This is a genomic window from Desulfonatronum parangueonense (genome assembly GCF_054656975.1).
The window spans coordinates 282,386-300,570 of sequence record NZ_BAAHXH010000003.1 but is presented as its reverse complement, the minus strand read 5'-3'; the positions used below and the strand labels follow the sequence as shown (position 1 = coordinate 300,570).

The 18,185-nt window shown below is 55.4% G+C and carries 7 protein-coding genes and 1 pseudogene; 3 read left to right on the top strand and 5 right to left on the bottom strand.

What is annotated here, in order from left to right:
• Nucleotides 1-52: 52 nt before the first annotated feature.
• Nucleotides 53-1,258 carry a serine hydrolase domain-containing protein gene (locus ACYQ15_RS01860; RefSeq protein ID WP_459935833.1) on the bottom strand — a complete coding sequence of 402 codons (1,206 nt, stop codon included), beginning with the start codon at nt 1,256-1,258 and terminating at the stop codon, nt 53-55.
• Nucleotides 1,259-1,379: 121 nt separating this feature from the next.
• Nucleotides 1,380-1,680 (bottom strand): annotated as a pseudogene (locus ACYQ15_RS01855) (methyl-accepting chemotaxis protein); the annotation flags it as partial.
• Between the two features lie 527 nt (nt 1,681-2,207).
• On the opposite strand from ACYQ15_RS01855, the gene ACYQ15_RS01850 reads away from it, so the two are divergent.
• The 3 genes from ACYQ15_RS01850 to ACYQ15_RS01840 are packed head-to-tail and all read left to right on the top strand — an operon-like array spanning nt 2,208 to nt 5,246.
• Nucleotides 2,208-3,872: an ABC1 kinase family protein gene (locus tag ACYQ15_RS01850; RefSeq protein WP_459935832.1), complete on the top strand. Its 1,665-nt coding sequence runs from the start codon at nt 2,208-2,210 to the stop codon at nt 3,870-3,872.
• Nucleotides 3,873-3,918: 46 nt separating this feature from the next.
• Nucleotides 3,919-4,230 (top strand): hypothetical protein, encoded by a 312-nt coding sequence (locus tag ACYQ15_RS01845; RefSeq protein WP_459935831.1) that lies wholly within the window; start codon nt 3,919-3,921, stop codon nt 4,228-4,230.
• A complete protein-coding gene (locus ACYQ15_RS01840; RefSeq protein WP_459935830.1) occupies nt 4,227-5,246 on the top strand; it encodes an NAD-dependent epimerase/dehydratase family protein in 1,020 nt (339 codons plus the stop codon). Before ACYQ15_RS01845 ends, ACYQ15_RS01840 begins: the two co-directional genes overlap by 4 nt.
• Nucleotides 5,247-5,663: 417 nt before the next feature.
• On the opposite strand, the gene ACYQ15_RS01835 is transcribed toward ACYQ15_RS01840, so the two are convergent.
• The 3 genes from ACYQ15_RS01835 to ACYQ15_RS01825 are packed head-to-tail and all read right to left on the bottom strand — an operon-like array spanning nt 5,664 to nt 18,045.
• Nucleotides 5,664-5,918: a hypothetical protein gene (locus tag ACYQ15_RS01835; protein ID WP_459935829.1), complete on the bottom strand. Its 255-nt coding sequence runs from the start codon at nt 5,916-5,918 to the stop codon at nt 5,664-5,666.
• A gap of 2 nt (nt 5,919-5,920) precedes the next feature.
• The gene (locus ACYQ15_RS01830; RefSeq protein ID WP_459935828.1) at nt 5,921-9,550 is read right to left on the bottom strand and encodes a Tc toxin subunit A-related protein; all 3,630 of its coding nucleotides are present in this window, start codon (nt 9,548-9,550) and stop codon (nt 5,921-5,923) included.
• The gene (locus tag ACYQ15_RS01825) at nt 9,547-18,045 is read right to left on the bottom strand and encodes a neuraminidase-like domain-containing protein (RefSeq protein WP_459935827.1); all 8,499 of its coding nucleotides are present in this window, start codon (nt 18,043-18,045) and stop codon (nt 9,547-9,549) included. The genes ACYQ15_RS01830 and ACYQ15_RS01825 overlap by 4 nt, the downstream gene beginning before the upstream one ends.
• Between the last annotated feature and the right edge of the window lie 140 nt (nt 18,046-18,185).

Genomic DNA, 18,185 nt, shown 5'->3' with positions numbered 1-18,185 from the left:
TTGATTCCAGCAACATCAAGGAAAAAATACCTGTGCTGCCGACATGCCTACTTCAGGGCTCCCGCTCCATACATTCTGCCACGCCTCGAACAGCAACGGCGTCCAGCCATAGACAAACGGCGTCCATGACCAGTTCCGCTCCATTTTCACCATTGGTCAGAACGACAAAACCTCTGGATTGAGTGCCCTCTTGGGCGTTTCCGGGCAGAAATGCCAGCAGCGAATGCCAGGCAGGGGGATTGTCTCCGGGGTGGAAGGCCAGCATGCCTTGGCCGTCAGGAAGGTCGAGCAGTCCCAAGCCCAGTCCCCAGCGGCTTCCCGAGAAGACGAGTCCGCTTTCCGAGGCGGGCTGGGGAACAAGCATCGCCTCCGCTAGTGACCGCGGCGTTTGCATGTGGCCACCCTTTCCGGCTCCGTCCTCCGTCAAGCCAACGATAAAGCGGCCCACGTCACCGGCCGATGCCCAAAGGCCAGCCGCGGCCAGAGCCGTGAACCGATGTTTGGGAACGGCAACGTTGTCCAATGTGTAGGATCTGGCCTTCTGGCCGTGCAGGCGGGGGTCGTCGCCAAAGCTGCTCAGTTCCATGCCCATCGGTTCCAGAACCAGGTCATGGGCCACTTCGGCAAAGGGTCGTCCGGCAACTTCTTCGATTACAAGCTGCATCAAGGTGTAGCCGCCTCCGGAATAGGCCCATTGTTCTCCGGGCGGTAGAACAATCTCCACCCCCTGCCCTCCGGCGTCCAGAGCCGATGTCAGGGAGGCTTCCAGAGTCTGGACCGACTGATCAGGTGGAAACCCCATATAGCCTGAAACGGAAAGTCCGGCAGTATGGCTCAGGATTCGGCGCAAGGTCACCATGCCGGGATCGAATTCCGATTCCGGAAGATGCCAGCGGGTCAAGTACCTGGAGACCGGTTCATCCAGGTCCAGCAGACCTTGCTCAGCCAGGCGCAGTACCACCGCCGCGCTCACGGCCTTGGAAATGGATGCCGCCTGAAAAACCGTATCCGGCAAGGCCGGAAGCCAAGCCTCCATGTCCGCCCATCCGTAGCCTTCCTCCCAGACCACTTCTCCGCCCTCCACCAGGGCCACGGCCGTTCCGTAAACCTGCCACTTGTCCATCAAACGAAACATGGCCGCCTCCAGTTCCTGCGGCGGCAGGGGGGCGACTTGAGCCGCAGAAGGACCGGTCACTCCGACAATCCAAAAGCAAAGACCGAACACCAGAATGCGTGGCCAACGAAAACAACAAGTCATGGATTTGTCCTCCCAAAATTCTCTGTTTGCCGGACACCTGAAGCACGAATGTTGCTTATCCACGCTATGGTTCGATGTCAGGAAGCCGGTGAAGAGGTTTAAGGTGATGCCGAAAGTGCCCTGTGGAAGACTGGTCTGCGGCAATGCTTCGGTGAGCGCCTTCCTGGATCGAAGCAATGGATGCCGAGACCTCCTGGGTGGCGGCCATGGTCTTTTCGGCCAACTTGCGCACCTCGTCTGCGACCACGGCGAATCCGCGTCCGGCGTCGCCTGCCCTGGCTGCTTCGATGGCGGCGTTCAGAGCCAGCAGGTCGGTTTAATCGGCGATGTCCTCGATCACTGTGACCACCCGGCCGATGTCATGAGCCCCGAGTGCCCAGAACGTTCATGTCCTCCTGAAGGCTTTGAGCCTGTCCCTGGACCTTGGTAAAATGGATACAGTTGGGATATTTCCAGAACTTTGGAACGTGTTCTGTTCGGCCAGGGGAGCCGTGAGCGAGCCGTTTCCTCAGCTACGCGGGCCATGCTCAGAATCCAAAAGTGGAATTTTTTTAGTAGGGAATTGCATCGCAAAAGTAAACGCATGCTCAATTTTTCACACAATTGTAACACTTCCGGTAATTGCTCTGCACACAATCTGTTTTGCGATCTTCCTTCGGTTATCGTTATTGGGATCGGGGGTTGGGATCGGGGTTGAATCCGAAACACTCCAGTCCTACCCTGAAAGTGCTGAGTAGTGACGTTGGCTCTTTATTTCCGTTTATGGCATATTTTACAGACTGTCTGCAGGCAATGCCGAAAACAAATTGAGAATGAATCATATCCAACAAACAGATCAGGCTTTTTCGACATAATTGCAGCCAATCTTCCGAGTGCCTGCTCCCATGGCTATGCAACTTCACCAACATATTCCCCGGCTTCCTGCCATCGACCTTTGGAGAAGACGATCATGCCCATCAATCATTCCCTCCACGCCGGCAGGCTGACCGCCACCACGCGGTTTGCGATGATTGCCGCGAAGCTGGTCAAGTACGGCTTCGGCAGTTTTCTGGCCCAGCTTGGGGTGAGCCGCTTTCCCTGGAGTTGCCGCCGGGCCTGCACCCTGGCCAGGGACATGACTCCCTCGGCCCGATTGCGGCGGGTGATCGAGGAACTGGGGCCGGCTCCGGTGAAGATCGGGCAGTTGCTGTCCATGCGTCCGGATTTGATTCCCCTGGAGTTGTGCGACGAACTCAAGGGGTTGCAGGAGGACGTCCGGCGCGAGAAATTCGAGGATATCCGCAAGGTTGTCGAAGAAACCTATGGGACTGCCCTGGAAAATCTGTTTGTCGATTTCGAACCGGAACCTGTGGCCGCGGCGTCCCTGTCCCAGGTCCACCGGGCTCGCCGCAAGGACACCGGCACTCTGGTAGCGGTCAAGGTTCAGCGGCCGGGGATTCGCAAGATACTGGCCGCGGACCTGGAGATCATGGCCTTCCTGGCCGGGCTGGCCAACGAGCGGGTCATCTCTCTACGCACGGCCCGGCTGCCGGACGTGGTCGCGGAAGTGCACAAGTCCATCCTGCGGGAGTTGGACTTCACCAATGAAGCCCGGAGCATGCTGCTGTTCAACCAGATTTTCGCGGACGAACCCCGGGTCTTCGCGCCGGAGGTGCATCCGGACCTGGCCCGGGAGAGCGTCTTGGTCATGGACTTTGTCCAGGGCCGCCGCCTGGACATGTTCCACGGCGATCCGGAACAACGCCGGGACCTGGCCCTGCTGGGCCTGAACGCCACGGTGCGCCAGATGCTCGAATACGGCTTTTTTCATGCCGACCCGCACCTGGGCAACCTGAAGATCGTGGACAACGACAAGATCTGCTTTTTCGACTTCGGCATGTGCGGCCGCCTGACGCCGGACATGCGCTCGGCCCTGGTGGACTACATCGTGGCCCTTGCCAAGAACGACCCGTCCAAGGTGGCCCAGGTGGCCATGGACATGGCGGTCAGCGTGCCGCCGTTGATGGACGAGCAACGGTTCGAGGCCGACGTCATGTTCATCCTGGAAGGCATGCATGTTCCCCTGGGCGAGGTCAACCTGGGCCGTTTTCTACTGGACCTGACCAACCTCTGCCGTGACTACGGGATATTCCTGCGTTCGGACTACATCCTGATGGCCCGGGCCCTGCTTTCCATCGAGGCTGCCGGGCGGGTGGTCGATCCGGAATTCGATTCCCTGGAAGCCTTGCGCCCGGTGGCCGCGCGCTACTCGCTGCGTCGGATGGTTCCCGGTCTGTCCGACAAGACCCTGCTCGGGGACCTGGAACAGCGGATGGACGAACTGGTCAACCTGCCCAGGCGGATCACCAAGCTGCTGGATACGGCCGTGGCCGGCAAGCTGTCCGTGGAACTGCACCAGAGCGATTTCGGCCATTTTCCCGACCAGCTCCGCCTGATCGGCAACCGCCTTGGCGGCGCCCTGATCACGGCGGCATTGATCATCGGATCGACCCTGGTCTATATTTCTGATGTGGGACCGCATTGGAACGGCGTGCCCGCTCTGGGCGTGGCCGGATTCAGCGTGTCCGGCCTGCTGGGGATCTTTCTGGCCTGGAAGATGTTCCGCGGAACCTGATGAGTACGTTTCAACCGCTCCTGGACGAGCGCTTTCGGAGAAATGAATGTCGGACCTGTTTCAGAAAGGATTTCAGACAGGATTGGGTGCGGGACTGCTGCTCTCCCAGGGGCTTGCGGACAGAACGAGCGAGATCCTGAAGGCACTGCTGGGCGGATCGGACACGATGCGCTCCCCCCTGGACAAATTCGCTGCCGGAATATCCGAGGAACTGGCCAGCCTGAACATCCGCGGTGAGGAGGAAACCGCGCGGATTCTCGCGGACCTGGGCCTGGCCCGGAAGCGGGATCTGGACGCCCTGCAAGCCCGGATCGAGAAGCTGGAGCAGACCGTGGCCGACCTTCGGAGGCTCCCGTGAACCGGATTCTGGTAACCGGCGCCACGGGCTTCATTGGCCTGGAGCTGGCCAGGCAGCTGGCGGCCCAAAACATGGTCCCCCGGCTTCTGGTCCGCCGGCCGTCCAGGGCCGGGCTGCTCAAAGGCCTGGACGTCAAAATCATTCCGGGCGATCTGGAGGACGTCCAAAGCCTGCACCGGGCCGTGCAGGGCGTGGATACCGTGATCCATCTTGGCGGCAGGGCCCTGTTCGAACGCTACGAGCTGGTCCGACCGACGCTGGTGGGCGGTTCAACCGCCTTGATGCGCGAGGCCGTGGCCGCCGGGGTCCGTTCCTTCGTGTATGCCTCCAGTCTGCTGGTCTACAAGAGCCAGGAAGGCTTTATCGACGCCGACACCCCCCCGACGCCCATCCTCGGCTATGGCCGAGCCAAGTTCGAGGCGGAACAGGAGCTGACCAGGATGGCCCGGGAAGCCGGAATGCGCCTGGCCATCATCCGCCTGCCGCACATCTACGGGGCCACGTCCCTGATGTTCGACCACATTCGGCGCGGCTGGGTGGTCCAGCCCGGCCCGGGCGAGAATGTCTTTTCGCACATGCATGTCCATGACGCGGCCCGTATCCTGCGCGCCGCGGCCCTGTCCGACTGGAGCGGCGCCACGCCGGTGGGCGACAACCAGCCCATGAGCTGGGTCGCGTTCATGACCCAGGCCAAAGGACTGTACCCCCACTTCCGGCACCTGAGGGTTCCGGTATGGCTGGCCATGGCCGGGTGCACGGTGCTGGAAACCGGGTACCGCCTGCTGCGCCGCCCGGCCCTGTTGACCACGGACGCCGTGCGCGGGTTCAATCTGCGGGTGGCGGTCCGCCCGAACCTGCTCTTTCCGGAACTGGGCCTGGAACTCCGCTACCCGACCGTGCTCGATGGCCTGGCCGAAATCTTCTGCGAAAACATCCCCTTCACCTGGCTCCCCTCGGTCCGCGACCGCTGCGCCTGCTACCTGGACAAAGGGGCCTGCCCCCTACCGGACGCTTGACCCCGGACAGCTCATGCCCTTTGTATGCCAAATATAGAGAGGATTGCCATCCCATCAAGTACCATCTCCGATCTTACGTTATTCCAAGAAAGATCGGCATGCACATGACGACGTGATTCCACCAGGCTCAAGCAGCGCAAAACTCGATTTTCGAAACGACTTCGAGGTTAACGGACTGCCGGCCACGCCACAGATCGAAATTATCCTGCACGGCCAGCCAGCTTTCAGGGGAGCGGCCAAGCGCCTTAGACAGCCGGAGCGCCATTTCCGGGGCTTAATATGCGATAAGTTTCTTCTTGACTAAGAGTAAGCACTTCAAAAAAGCGTAGGATTGAAGAAAAAAGTACGTTCTGGCAACAGTAGACTTGACCCGGTAATCAGAATCTAATGCCTGCCGCCAGTTCCCGCTCACTCGAATCAATCAGCGTCCGAATTCCCGCCTTTGGGCTGATGCAAAGGAAATCCTGGGATATCCATGTCTGAATAGTGGTCGCCGTGTCCAAAACCGCAAGCAGCATTCTCACACATTGAATGGCTTCGGCATTTCAGCATCAGCATCAGCAAAAACATCTTGCAATTTAATTCAGCGGCTTCGTTGAACCGTGAATATTGCGGAGATGCAGCCATTGGCGGGAACAAAGATGCTCCGATAAATTGATCATCAAACGTCATTCTCACTCATGCATGCCAGATACAGCAAGCCATAAATCCTCAACTACACTACTGCTAAAATGAAGCGACAGCTTCCCGACGGGGGCCAGATCGACTTTCATTTCGGCCGCACGGAGTTTACCGAGCGAATTCTGTTTTAAGGTCACTTTTATGTTCTCGTTTATAGTAACATCGATGTCGTTTGCGACTCTGGCAAACAAGCTCAGTCGCTTAACCGACCCAAGTCGCCCCTGGCTCCAGAACGGGTAATGTTCAGGACGCAAGTTAAGCTTCAACTCATAACGACCATCGGTGGACGGTGTCTGGGTCGTGAATTTCGCCCACTCGGTAGGGAATTCATGTCGAACCGAGTACAAGCGGACAGAGCCGGCCGCCTCAGCCGAGTCGATGGCCTTGATCAGGTTGGCGATAGCGGCGTTGCGCAACAGCTCGCCACCTTCCCGAGCGGTATAGCGAACATGCAGAATGACGTCGCTGATGGTGTTGTAGTCGAACTGCGCTGGCTCCTCCTTGCTCGGATTCGCGGGCAACTGTAGCTGCCATTCACTAATTACGCCCGAGTTCTCGAACGGCAAGTAGCGTTCATCACGTAGATTGGTCTCGAACAGACCACTGTCGTTCTGGGCGGAGCTGGTGACAATGGATTGAAGACTACCGAAATAATCACTGAAACGTTTATCCTCGGCGTCCTCGCGGGCATAAACAACACCATCTCGCAGGATTTGTGTCTTGCGGATACTGCTCCTGAGCAGCGTCAAGGTGCAGTTGATGCCGGCATAGGGGCCGGCTACACAGGGAATGCTCACAGCTACTGTCTTAATACGCCTGAAATAATGGCCGGGGCCGTCCATGTCGAACAGCGCTTCGGGCAGTTTTATGGCGCAACGGCCTGTGGCACGTAATTGGATCAGCGCCAGCGGGTCAACCTGGAGCAGGCTGACGTGTTTGGTCATTTCGTATTCGCGCTGGTTCAGGTCAAAGTAGGCCATTTCCATGCGCTTCACATCAAGGTATAGCTTTTCACCTGCCAAAAGCCCTTCCTTGCCGGCCAGGTAGCCGAACTTGACATAGTTTAGTTCTGTGTTGCCCAATTCATGCTGGAGTGCACGTTCCGCTTTCTTGGCGATGTCAAAGGCGAACTGGAAACACTGGGAATAGAGCCCTTTCACCTCCCGTTTCATCCAGGCATAGAGGGCTTTGTTGGTCTTCTTGCCGGTCCTTTCGGTGCCCTCCTCGTTGAGGAAGCGCTCGATTTCGTTGGCATGCTTCATCTGTTGGCGATGGTTTTTCAGCTCCAGATCGGCAATGGCTTCGCGGATCTGGGCGGCACGGAGCTGTTTGAAGATCTGATTGATCTCACCGGCGGCAAGGTTGCTCTGGAAAGCCCAGTCGAGTTCGCGTCTTGTGTAACCGTCAACACGACTTGCACGACGAGCCTCGAAGTTTAGGCGATCAGCAAGTGCTCTAGCTGCTGCTCCAATAGCATGCAGAGAATCACCCAAATTTTGACCACCCCATTCCACAGTACCTCCAACACCCATCGGTTGTCCCTGTATTTTTAAATTGGGAAATATGTAAGAAAGTGACCCCATAAAATTCATTACATTAGCAGTATCAGATGAGAGTTGTGCACTTTCGAGTAATAAAGACTCCCGGACCTCATGCGAACTCAGTAACTTACCACCACTAAAGCATCTTGTCGCTTTGGCAACAACACCTTCTGCTATATCCACCTCAATCTTCCGTGGCATCATTTCCGGCTCATCCATGGCAAACTTCATCTTATCCAAACTTTCTTGATCCAGCTCCCCAAGTTCAGGGATTGCCTTTTCGATCTCGTCGGCCTTTCTGCCCAACTGCAGCTCATAGTAGCTGTAGCGCTGCACAGCCAGAGCCAGTGACTGCAGCAATCCTTCTTTTGATTTGATCGCCTCCTGGAGTTGGCCGTAGCGGACGTGTTCAACCATTTCCAACGCTACCCGCTCGTGTTTGGCGCGCAGGATGGCCATGGCCTCACCATCTTCCTTCTCCATCGCCGAGAGCAGGTTGTTGCCAAGAGATTTGACTTCCTGAACAATTTCAGCGGCTTTCTGTACCAGCAGTTGGAAGCGCACCAGTGGCAAGGGTTGGTTGAGGCCGTTGATGATGGCGCCCACATCCAGGCCTGCTGCCGTAGCCCGCGCAAGCATGGCAGGGTCAATGGGTGGTTCAAACAAAGCAAGCTGCCGAAAAACACCCTGAATATTCAAGCTGTTGCGGATCTTGAACAACCGGTCGGCCACAGTATCCCAATAACTCAGCAGTTTGTCGTTGGGCGGGACGCAGAAGTAGAGCGCCTTGCCCAGGCTACGCAAGGTCGCCATCCGGCCGTCATCGCCTTCAACCTTCATGGGAAATGGCGTCAGATTGAAGGGCAGATCCGCCTCCATATCGCGCATGACAGTACCGAATTGGCTCAGGTCTTGCCGCAAATTGGCAAAGGTTTGAGGGCGCACCGAGCCTTTCCTGGGCACCGGCAAGGGCCGTGGGCCAAGGATGTTGGCTGCCAGCACATACAACTGGAGCGCCTCATCAATGGCCTCACCCGTATCCTGCCGGAACAGGGAATCACCCCAGGCAATCAGATTGTCCAGGTAGGCCATCACGGTTTTGTACATATAGGCCTGCTGTCGGTAACGGGCTATGACGTGGGGGCGAAACGGAGCATCTTTCCAGGCCTCGATACTACGAATTGTCTCGTTGCGCAGCTTCTCATTTTTTCCAGTGACGAGATTGGTCAGCAGTTCCTCCATCTGTTGAACATCGGTGTACTGGAACGGGCGTACCTTCCAGAACCGCTCCGGAGTGGGACCATGGCTGTCGTCAGTGGGATCGAAGAGAAAATGGAACCAGCGCTGGGCTTCGGCAAAGCGTTGGTTCTTACTCAGATGGATGGCTATGGTGACGGGCACATGATAGAATAGCTCCCAGTTATAGGCGGCGTAGGCCCCGCTTGGAGTGAAATCAAGGTCTTTGACCGGATGCGGCGACTCTTTTGTATCAGGCACCATGTCCGCATCAGGCCGGTACAAAGCCGCAAAGAATTGCTCATACAGGACAGGAACCGGCACCCCATCCAGCAGTTTGCAGGTCAAAGGGCTGTCCAGGGTCACTTTCTCGCCTGTGCTACGGCGCAGCGTCGTCCCGGTCTTAAGGGTCACTTGGCTTTCCGCCGGCGGCGTAAGAGCCGAGCCGTCGGACACGTCAAGCACCTTGCTCCCGGAAAACCGAATCAGGGTATCCGAATCGTTCAGATTGACACTTTGCCCGTCGGACAAAAATAGAACCTCGTTATACTCAAGTTGTACCTTTCTGCCGTTCGAGCCTTGAGCCTCCGCAGGGCCCCTCAACCGGATCCGGGTATGGAATTCGGTATCTGCTGCCTGCAATCCCGGCGTACCCGCGCGGACCAACCGCTGCAACAACTGTTGCAGGTAGGGGTGCTGGTGCAGGTAGAAGCGATAATTGAGCTTGCGTTCCTGGATTACGAAGTACTTGGGCCTGATAGTTTCCCGTACGTGGCCGGGCCAAAAGAAAAGCTCGGTGTCCAATAACCCATGAAATTGGTGTTGCGTTGCTAACGGATATCTCATGACAACACCTCCTTATCTCGGCGCCTGCTGATTCCAGCGACGGCAGTGCCCGCGCCGACGCCTTGGAGTTTCAACACTTTGAAATTGCTGGAAAGTGCGGAGTTGAAACCACCTTGTCCCACCACATTCAAGCCGCCGGCAGCCGGAACCAACCCACTCTGCTGTAGCGCAACGCTATCGGCAACCACAATGATCTCTCCAGCTGCAAGGCTGCTGCCGGGGTTGACATTTACGGACCCGCCCACTTCCGCAATGTCCCCCGAGAGCTCTCCAGTTCGTATATGCAGTCCCGGCTGACCGGTCGATCCAATGAGAACGTCATCGAAGATCAGCACAGTACCGGGATTCAACAACCAGTCGTCGATCGGCCCCGGATTGATGAGCGAGCCGAGCTCCAACTCGTGATCCTGCCATGGGATTTCAGGCACAGGAAGAATTTCTATACTTGGGATCCCTGGTATCACTATGAGATCATCCCACCAGCCGGCTTGAGACCACTCGAACTCCGGTTGGATCGGCCTTGGGATCCAATCCTCCCAACCTTCGGCAGTTATTTCGGTCACATTGGGCTCTACGAAAAAGGTGTGGCGGTTGTCCTGGTAGAATACCGGCTTCATGAGGGCCATGATCTCGCCAAGACCACTCTCGATGGCTGCCTTGACGGCTTCAGGTTTTACAGCGCCCTGAAATTCCTCCTCCGAAACGCCCAGCGCTGTCAGGTCGTTGTTGCAGGGTAGGATGCTATGGCTACGTTCGCTCTGAAGAATTTTCGCTGTTTTTGATACCACTTTCGGAGGAGTAGCCTCGACAGTATCGATACTTTGCTTGAATTCTACAGTAAGGGCGCCTTCGCCCGTGTAGCGAGTTGCCTGACTGTTACTGGCGCCATAAGGGTTTGAAGGCTTGGCTTTATAAACTATGATTTCCTCAACATCACTATTCCGACCAGCCATGTAGAAACTGTGTTGGAATTTTTCGGGGCCTTTCAGGTGGATATAAACTCCCCCATTTTGGCCCGATTCCTTTGAGACATGAATAAAGACATTTTTCAAGTTGAAATTGAGGGGGGCTTTCAGCGGTCGGGAAAAATAAAGCCCAATAATATAATGATAGAACCTTTGGTTCACCTCAAAAAACTCGCTTGACTGGTGCATAGACCATTCCCCGGCCATGTATTCAATCCAATGAAGCTGCACATCGATATGCTTCCATTTGCCCGCTTCACCGAGATCTTTCATCACATCCTCCACGGAGGCTCCGGCTATACCTTTTGCCGTTCTTTGGCCTGCCTGCGCATTTTCAGCCGGTTTGTCCATAAATGTCACCCAGAAAAGATACAACCTGTCCCGCCACACCACCGGCGCCAGATGGTCACCCGATATTTCGGTGTTGACCGGCTCCCATGGTGTCCACATCTGGTGGGCGTATCGGCGGTAGAAGTATTTGTGCGGTTGGCTGTAGGTACGGCCGAAGACATGCAGTGTGCGCCGGGCGGGATCGGGATTATCCTCGATGTGCATGGCCACAATGTCCAATCGGGCCAGCTCATCCAATTTCTTGAGGTAGTTCAGGAAGGCGTCTTCGACCAGCTCACTGGAGACGTCGCCTTGCAGCAAGGCGCCCTCCAGTTCGCTGAACAGGTGGGTCTTGTCATCACGGAATTCCGGTTCAAGCCAGTTTTCGGGAAAGAGGAAGATCTTGCGGTTGGCTTCCCACACCCGGTAGCGCTTCATCCATTCCCAATGCCTGGAATTGATGGTGGAGGGATGCACCTTCTTTTCCAGATTGAGCAGGCTGCGCTGGATAAAGAGCTGTACTGAACTGATGGCCAAACGGATGCGTGAGGTCTGCACCACCGGTTCCATGCCGGGATCGATCAGGAAATGCTCGTAAAGCTGCTCCACGCGGTCAAAGCCATACTGGTGCAGAACATGAGATACCAGGGCATCCCGCTGGAGTTGACGCAGCTTGTCGAAAATCGGCTGGGCCACGCGCTGCCAGGCATCTTCCTCAAAGCGGGCCTTGATCGCTTCCCTGAGCTCGCGGGCAATGCCGAAGCGCTCCTCGGGAGTTGCAACGGCACTGACGATATGTGTCCATTCAATAAGCGATGCAGTCGGAACTCCGAATCGCTCGACAGCCTGCAGAGCCTCCCACAACCGCCATAATGGTTTCTCGCTCTCAAATCTTGGATTGGCAGCCAGGGCCTTAGCACAAACCTTGACCGTCGCTACGTCCCGGCGCGTCAGCTCCGCGATTCGAGGGTACACCTTCCTTTCCAGCTTGTCCGGGATTTCATTCCCATTGGCTTCGAAGATGTCGATCACATCGTCGGTTCCGCCGGCCATCTCCCGCTTGAGCCGGGCATAAGCCGCCAGGCGGAGGAACTGTTGAAAGCGCCCGATGGCAGCGGCTTCCTTGTCAGGCATATCTTCAGCGGCTTCCTTGTCAGGCATATCTTCAGCGGCTTCCTTGTCAGGCGTATCTTCCATTGCCTGGGTAGGCAATCCACTTAGGTCCACCCCACCAAAGTCGTCTTTGTGGGTCAGCAAATACCGCACTTCCCGAATGCTCAACTCCAGGGCCTGCACCAGTTGGAGGACTTTGTTCAGTAGCACCAGCGCCCGCTCGGCGGTCTCCCAGGCTGTGGCGGGATAAAGATTCAATAGCGACAGCGGCCCCTTGGGGACGGACTCGCCCTGCACCAGCAGCCGCCCCCTGCCGCCATCCAGTTTTTTCAGCTTCAGGCTGAAGCGGTAGGGTATGCCGGCTTTCAGCTCCAGGAACTCATCAGGGTCATTGCCAAGGGTTGTGCCATCGGATTCAGCCTGGCCGTTCAAAAAGACACGTTCCGGCAGATGGCCGAAACACAGCGTTGCTTCGGTTAGAGCTTTTTCTAGTTCAATGAAGAAGCGGTAGGCTCCCGGTGCGGGGACTTCAAGGTAACCGTCGAAGCGGGCGCTGTTCACGGGGAGACTGTTATCGTCTTCCGTCTTTCCCATGACCGTGTCTGCGCAGTGCAGTAAGGCGGTCACCCCCTGGGCCTCTCCCGATAGATCTTCCGAGTTGAAGAAGACAGCGCTCACGCCATGGTTGGCCGTCGCCGTGAACGCGGCTAGAAGGCTCTTGTCATCGCACACTTTCAGCAACTTGACGTTAGTGACCAAACTTTCCACCAACGCAGGGTCGGCGCCGGTCTGGGCGGTCAGTACCCCGACAACGAACTGGCGGATCAGACTTTGTTGGAGGAACGGCAGAAAGGCATCGGCGATCTTTAACCGTTGCTTACGCAGCCTGTCCTGTTCGGTTTCCCCATCGGCTAACACTAGGTTACGATCGAAAAGCAGTTCGTAATCGTCCGGGTCGAAAAAACCATAGGTAGGCTGAAGGGCGTCCGTTTGCTTCTGCAGGTTCGTCTCAAAGAACGTCCTTGCCTGTTGTTCAACATCATCGAGAAGGTCACCGAAAACATTTGACGGCCCATAGTGTTTCTTATAGTGATTCTTCAAATCATCCTTTTCTGCTTTGAACAACACGCCGGCAAAGGAGAGTTGCTGTACCCGACCTATCTTGTCGTAGTGAACCTTGCGAATTTCAGGCTTGTCATCAAGTTTTTCAAGATCCAGGGCACTATTCTCATCGACATCTGTCCGGGTCGCGGTAAACTCAACGGTGCCGTTCAGCATGGCGATAAAGGTCGACAGAATGTCCGTTGGTAGCACCAGACCCAACTTCTGCCGCAACAATTCATCAGTGAAATCCGCTGGATCGTCCGGCACAGAGTGCTCGGCACGGATTGTTCGCACGCCCTCGGCCAGGGTTTTGAGTAGAGACAACATGGTTTCCCGATCTGGGCGGTACTTGCCGGTCTCGTCGAAGCGGTGGCGAAGCAGATAGTCCAAGTCTTCAATCTGCAATCCGCTACCCCTGACCTCCTCTACCACCTTGACGAACTCCAAGGTATGGACGAAAGGATAGTCTTGATCCAACGTCTCTAAAGGACTGGGATGCAACTCTTTGAAGGGGTCGAGCCCGGAAAGCTGCTTGAGGGCGATCAGTTCAGTCACGGACAACTTGAGGGCTTTCGCCAGCAGGCCATAGCGGTAGAGAATAGAAACCATATGAAGATCCAATGGCGCTAAAGCCAAAGCGTGCTCTGGCGTAAGCTGCTCATCTTTTGGGCCTTTCAGAGCGTCAGCCAGGATGCGTCCGATCTCATCCGCTGTCAGATTCAGCGCCGCTTGGAGACCAAGTATGTGACTGTTAAGCGACACGTTTCCAGTTTTGGCGTCCTCTTGTTGTGACGCATCCCACTGGAATGGTATGTACTTCTTTGAGCTGGAGTCGAAGTAGCAAAGGTACTTTCCTAATGGATGGTCGAAAACAGGATGACTCTTTAGCACACCGTGTGTGAGAAAGAGTTGTGCATAGAGCGGATTCCTGCCGGTCGTAGCGATGTCCGACCAGAGTGTAAGCAGCTTAAGACGGCTCTGCCTGCCGATTTTCAGCGTTTCATCCAGTGTCTTGAGGTGGGCCAGATAGATCAGCGCCGTTTTAAGGGGCTTCTGCTTAAGGTTGTCCGTGTCTTCATTGAATGGTGCATCTTTCGGCACAAAGGTGCTCAGAGCCCAGTCGGTTTCCTCGATACTCCAGCCGAGTTTGCGCCACAGGCGCACGAACAGATTGATGCGCAGAAAGTCGATCGACTCGGCCTCGGTACCGTCTGCATATTGCAGGATAGTGTGATCAAAACTGCATCCTGTATGCGAATCCGCCAGGACCAGCACACGATCGAATGGCATGGCCTCAATGGCGCTTTGCAGATCGTTCCGGTTGAACTCTGCCGCTAGATCATCAAGCCTATGCCTGAAGGCCGCAACTTCATTGAGCACCTGCCAACCACTGTGTTCTCCGTCCGGCCGAACCTCGTCCAGTCTCTTGAAACGCGCTTGATCCGCTGGCGACAACTCGTCTCTCTTCTTGCCAATCAGATCCTTGTTTTCTTCATAGAACGGTTTCTCGTCCATGTAGAGCTTGGCGTCACGTATGCTCACCCTCAGCTTGTATAGCAGGCTCAGCTTGACCAGTTCCGGATTCACGAACCCGGTCTGAACGATCTCCGTGATCTCCTTGTATGTCACGCCGAGCCGTCGCGAGAGGGCTTTCGCCGATTTCAGGTCAGCTTTCGCTGCTGACTCCTCCTCATCTGCTGACTCCTCCTCATCTGCTGACTCCTCCTCATCTGCTGACTTTTCCTCATGGGTGTACCCATAAAGCTCACACCAGTTTTCCAGGGGGTTCGGATCGGTGAACATGGCCACTTCGGCAGGTGAGAGGCCGAGGGTTTCCATAAAGACGGCAGCGCGTTGATACAGCGGGTGAGGCACAAGGTGATCCCCAGTACTTGGGGGGGATGCCCAGCTCCCTTCAAACGTGACGGTCGTCAGATCTTTGCCTGCTGAGTCGGGAGCATCGACGCTGTAGATGCGCTTCCACTCGTCCCTAGGCGAATTCGTACTCGCGGACAAATAGGTGAGCACCATCCCATTCATGAGTTTTGCCGCTGAAGTATTAGCAATACTGACGGTTGCATTGCCCTCGTTTGACTGGTTCTGAATGGACGCAAACACATCTGGCCGCATGACTTCAAGCAACCGGTGCAGGGGCAACTCAAAATAATCACAAAACTGACGTGTGGTCTCGAGCCAGAGATCAAAGGGAAGGTTGAGCGGATAGCGGGCCTCATGCAGCTTTTCGTAGGCCTGGCGAATAACGTTTTGCGGTTCGGCCAGAAGTTCTGCCGTGGTGGCCTCGCCGGTGTCCCGCGCAGCGTCTTCCGCCAGTTTTTCGTAGGCGACAGAGTATTCAAGAATCTCATTGACGATATCGATGTAGGGCAGCGCTGTGTGAGTGTTCTCGCAGGTGAGCGGGATGTACGGCAAATCGGGACGACGTTCGGTGAGCACGTCGTAAGGCTTCAGTGCATTTCCGCGTTCATCGCGGTGGGGGTAATCCAGGCCGCCGTGTGTTGCTTTCCAGTGGGCCTGGAAATTGCCCCACACACCCGGTTCAGGGTCGAGGAACTGCAGCAGATCCACCAGGTAGGCCGCGGGACTGAGCACCGAGCGACAGTGTTCGCACTCACAAAAGTCCATCGAGCCGAACAACGATTCCATTGTTGGGAAATGTTTGATCAGTTCATTGCGCGCACTCTCGCGCACTTCAACCGGTGCTGACAGACCGGCAATCGGCGGCTCGCTCTGCATTTTGCCGGCTATGGTGAACAGGTTATAGGTAATGCTGCTCACCTGCTCTGACTTTCGGCGGATCAGACCGGCCAAACCAGCCAAGGCCGGCTTCTTGTAGATTCTCATGTACTCGGCCTCAAAGATCGCAACGAAATCTTCTTCGGTATATGCCATCACGTCGTAGGCGGAGGTCATATCCAGCTTCATCAAGACCGCCATGGCCTCGTTTGAGGGCGTGATCTGATAGACGCGCTGCAGTGTCTGCAATTGTTGTTTGGCGGCTTTCGTTTCAGAAGGATTGAGGCCTTCCGCCATCTGGGCGTGCTCTTCGAAGAATTTGGCGACCGGGGTCTCACCCAAACGGAACCCCTCCTCTGTGGCCCTCTTGAGGAGTTTTATGGTGGCGTCGTGGTCCGATGCGAGCTTGAAGCGATCATCCGTCTCCATCAGTCGGCTAAGCACCTGGGTCGGGTAGCTCAGGCGCACCTTGCGCGCCATGTCTTCGGTGTATGCGTGGAGGCGGACTTCAGCTTTTTCGGCGGCATAGGCGGGCGGAATCAGGCCGTCGATCTTTTCTTTGTCCGCCTCGCTCAGTTCATCCCGCCGGTCCGCATCAATCCCGGCCTGCTTGAGCACGTCCGGGCGCCAGGTCTTAGCCAGATGATAGTCCTGTTCTACCAGTCGCACGGGATCATCAATCTCGTTTTTCAGCAGCATTTCGGTCATTTCCGCGCTGTAGCCGGTGAGAAAGGCCAACTTGCCGTGTAGTTGCAGTCTGCCGATCTGGTCTTCGGTCAAACCGGCCTGACGAGCCTTCTCCCACAACCGGCCAGCATCACCGCGGTGATTGAAATAGATGGGAACAAACTTGTCTAGCGCGTCCCGGGGCAGGCCGGCCGCTTTAAGCAGTTTTCCATAGGTTGAACGTGATCCCGGGGCGGCAATGTTCAGGCGAACCTTATGGCTGAATGTGCTAAAAAGCTTCTTGAACTCACCGATCTTTGCGTCATTATAATCGACAATGCCCGCGTTACGCACCTTCTTTAGCGCTTGTTCGACCACATCCGGATCGACCATTGCAAGCAACTGCTTGTCCGAAGGCAAACCGGCACGGAGCAGGCCGTACACTGCTTCTTCCGGTAACTTCAAATCTTCATCGCTGCTGAGACGCTGGCTGATGGCGGCCAAAGCGATCAAGCGCGCGTCCCAGCCGGTGGCTCCGCTAAGCACCGTCAAATCCTGACGTTCGTCATTTTCTTTGGCATCGGCCAAAGCCTTCATATCCCCAATTTGAGGCTTCAGATCCTCCAACAGGCGTTTATACTCGTAGTCAAAGGACAACGCCTGATCAGGCGCAATAAGATTCAGTGTAATTTTCCGTTCGCCTCCAACGCCGTGAATTGTTTTGGAGAGCTGTAATTCATTATCCCCTATAACAGCCCACACCTCCAGACTTATCGCACGAAGCTTGGCGTCAAACTCAATGTCGAAAGCGTATTGCCCACCAGAAAGTGTAATGGTCTCCTGAAGCTGATGGAGCTTGCCTCCAAAACCTCGTCGATATAGTCGAAGACGTAGATCACTCACAGCCGTGCCATTATTCAGCAAAATTCTGCCCTCAATCCGCAAACTCGATGATAACGACACATCCATTGGCACCATCAGGTCCAAGACTTCAAAGGGACTCGCATTTTCAATTAAATCAGAGGCCTGCAGAACCAGGCCCTTTTTATCTAGTACAGCCAAGCGCAGGTTGATTCCTTCCATATTGGGCAGCAGTTCGTATTGGATGGTGAATTGGCCTTTCGCGTCGGTGACGTCTTCACCCAACCGGATAAAGCGTCTGTCAATTTCGTGGTGCGCTTGAACATGCAATCCGTTCAATGGATAACCATCTTCACGGACCACAAAACCGCTGACTATACATCGTCTTTCTTTATTTACTTCAATTTCATCCTCAATATCTGGTTCAGGCTTAATCGGGATGATCTTGATACTGATGCCGGAACTAGCAAGCAACGAACTAACTTTATCTTGCTCTATGGCGTGCTTGAATTTTGTTGCCTCTTTTTCAGAGAGCTTTATACTGATGGAACCGATTTTGATGAGGCTTCGATACTGGTCCTTACTCAGAATCTTGAGAAGGAGTTCACTTAAATCTTTATGTATTTTAACCTGGCCATGGAACCGACTATCCACAGTGATTGTGACATAATAATATTTAGTTAATCGGGGCTGATTTTGCATCTCTATAGCCTCCTTTAATTAATTTACCGGCTCCAAGCAGCAATTTTTTGTTTTATTAAAATATTCGTTTTTTTTGAAATGATTGAATCGGATTAAAGCAGGTTCATGATAATTTTTCTCATCCAACATAGCACAAACTG

Coding starts and splice junctions, on each gene's coding strand:
- ACYQ15_RS01860 (WP_459935833.1), bottom strand. CDS start 1,258: ATGACTTGTTGTTTTCGTTGGCCACGCATTCTGGTGTTCGGTCTTTGC.
- ACYQ15_RS01850 (WP_459935832.1), top strand. CDS start 2,208: ATGCCCATCAATCATTCCCTCCACGCCGGCAGGCTGACCGCCACCACG.
- ACYQ15_RS01845 (WP_459935831.1), top strand. CDS start 3,919: ATGTCGGACCTGTTTCAGAAAGGATTTCAGACAGGATTGGGTGCGGGA.
- ACYQ15_RS01835 (WP_459935829.1), bottom strand. CDS start 5,918: ATGACGTTTGATGATCAATTTATCGGAGCATCTTTGTTCCCGCCAATG.
- ACYQ15_RS01830 (WP_459935828.1), bottom strand. CDS start 9,550: ATGAGATATCCGTTAGCAACGCAACACCAATTTCATGGGTTATTGGAC.
- ACYQ15_RS01825 (WP_459935827.1), bottom strand. CDS start 18,045: ATGCAAAATCAGCCCCGATTAACTAAATATTATTATGTCACAATCACT.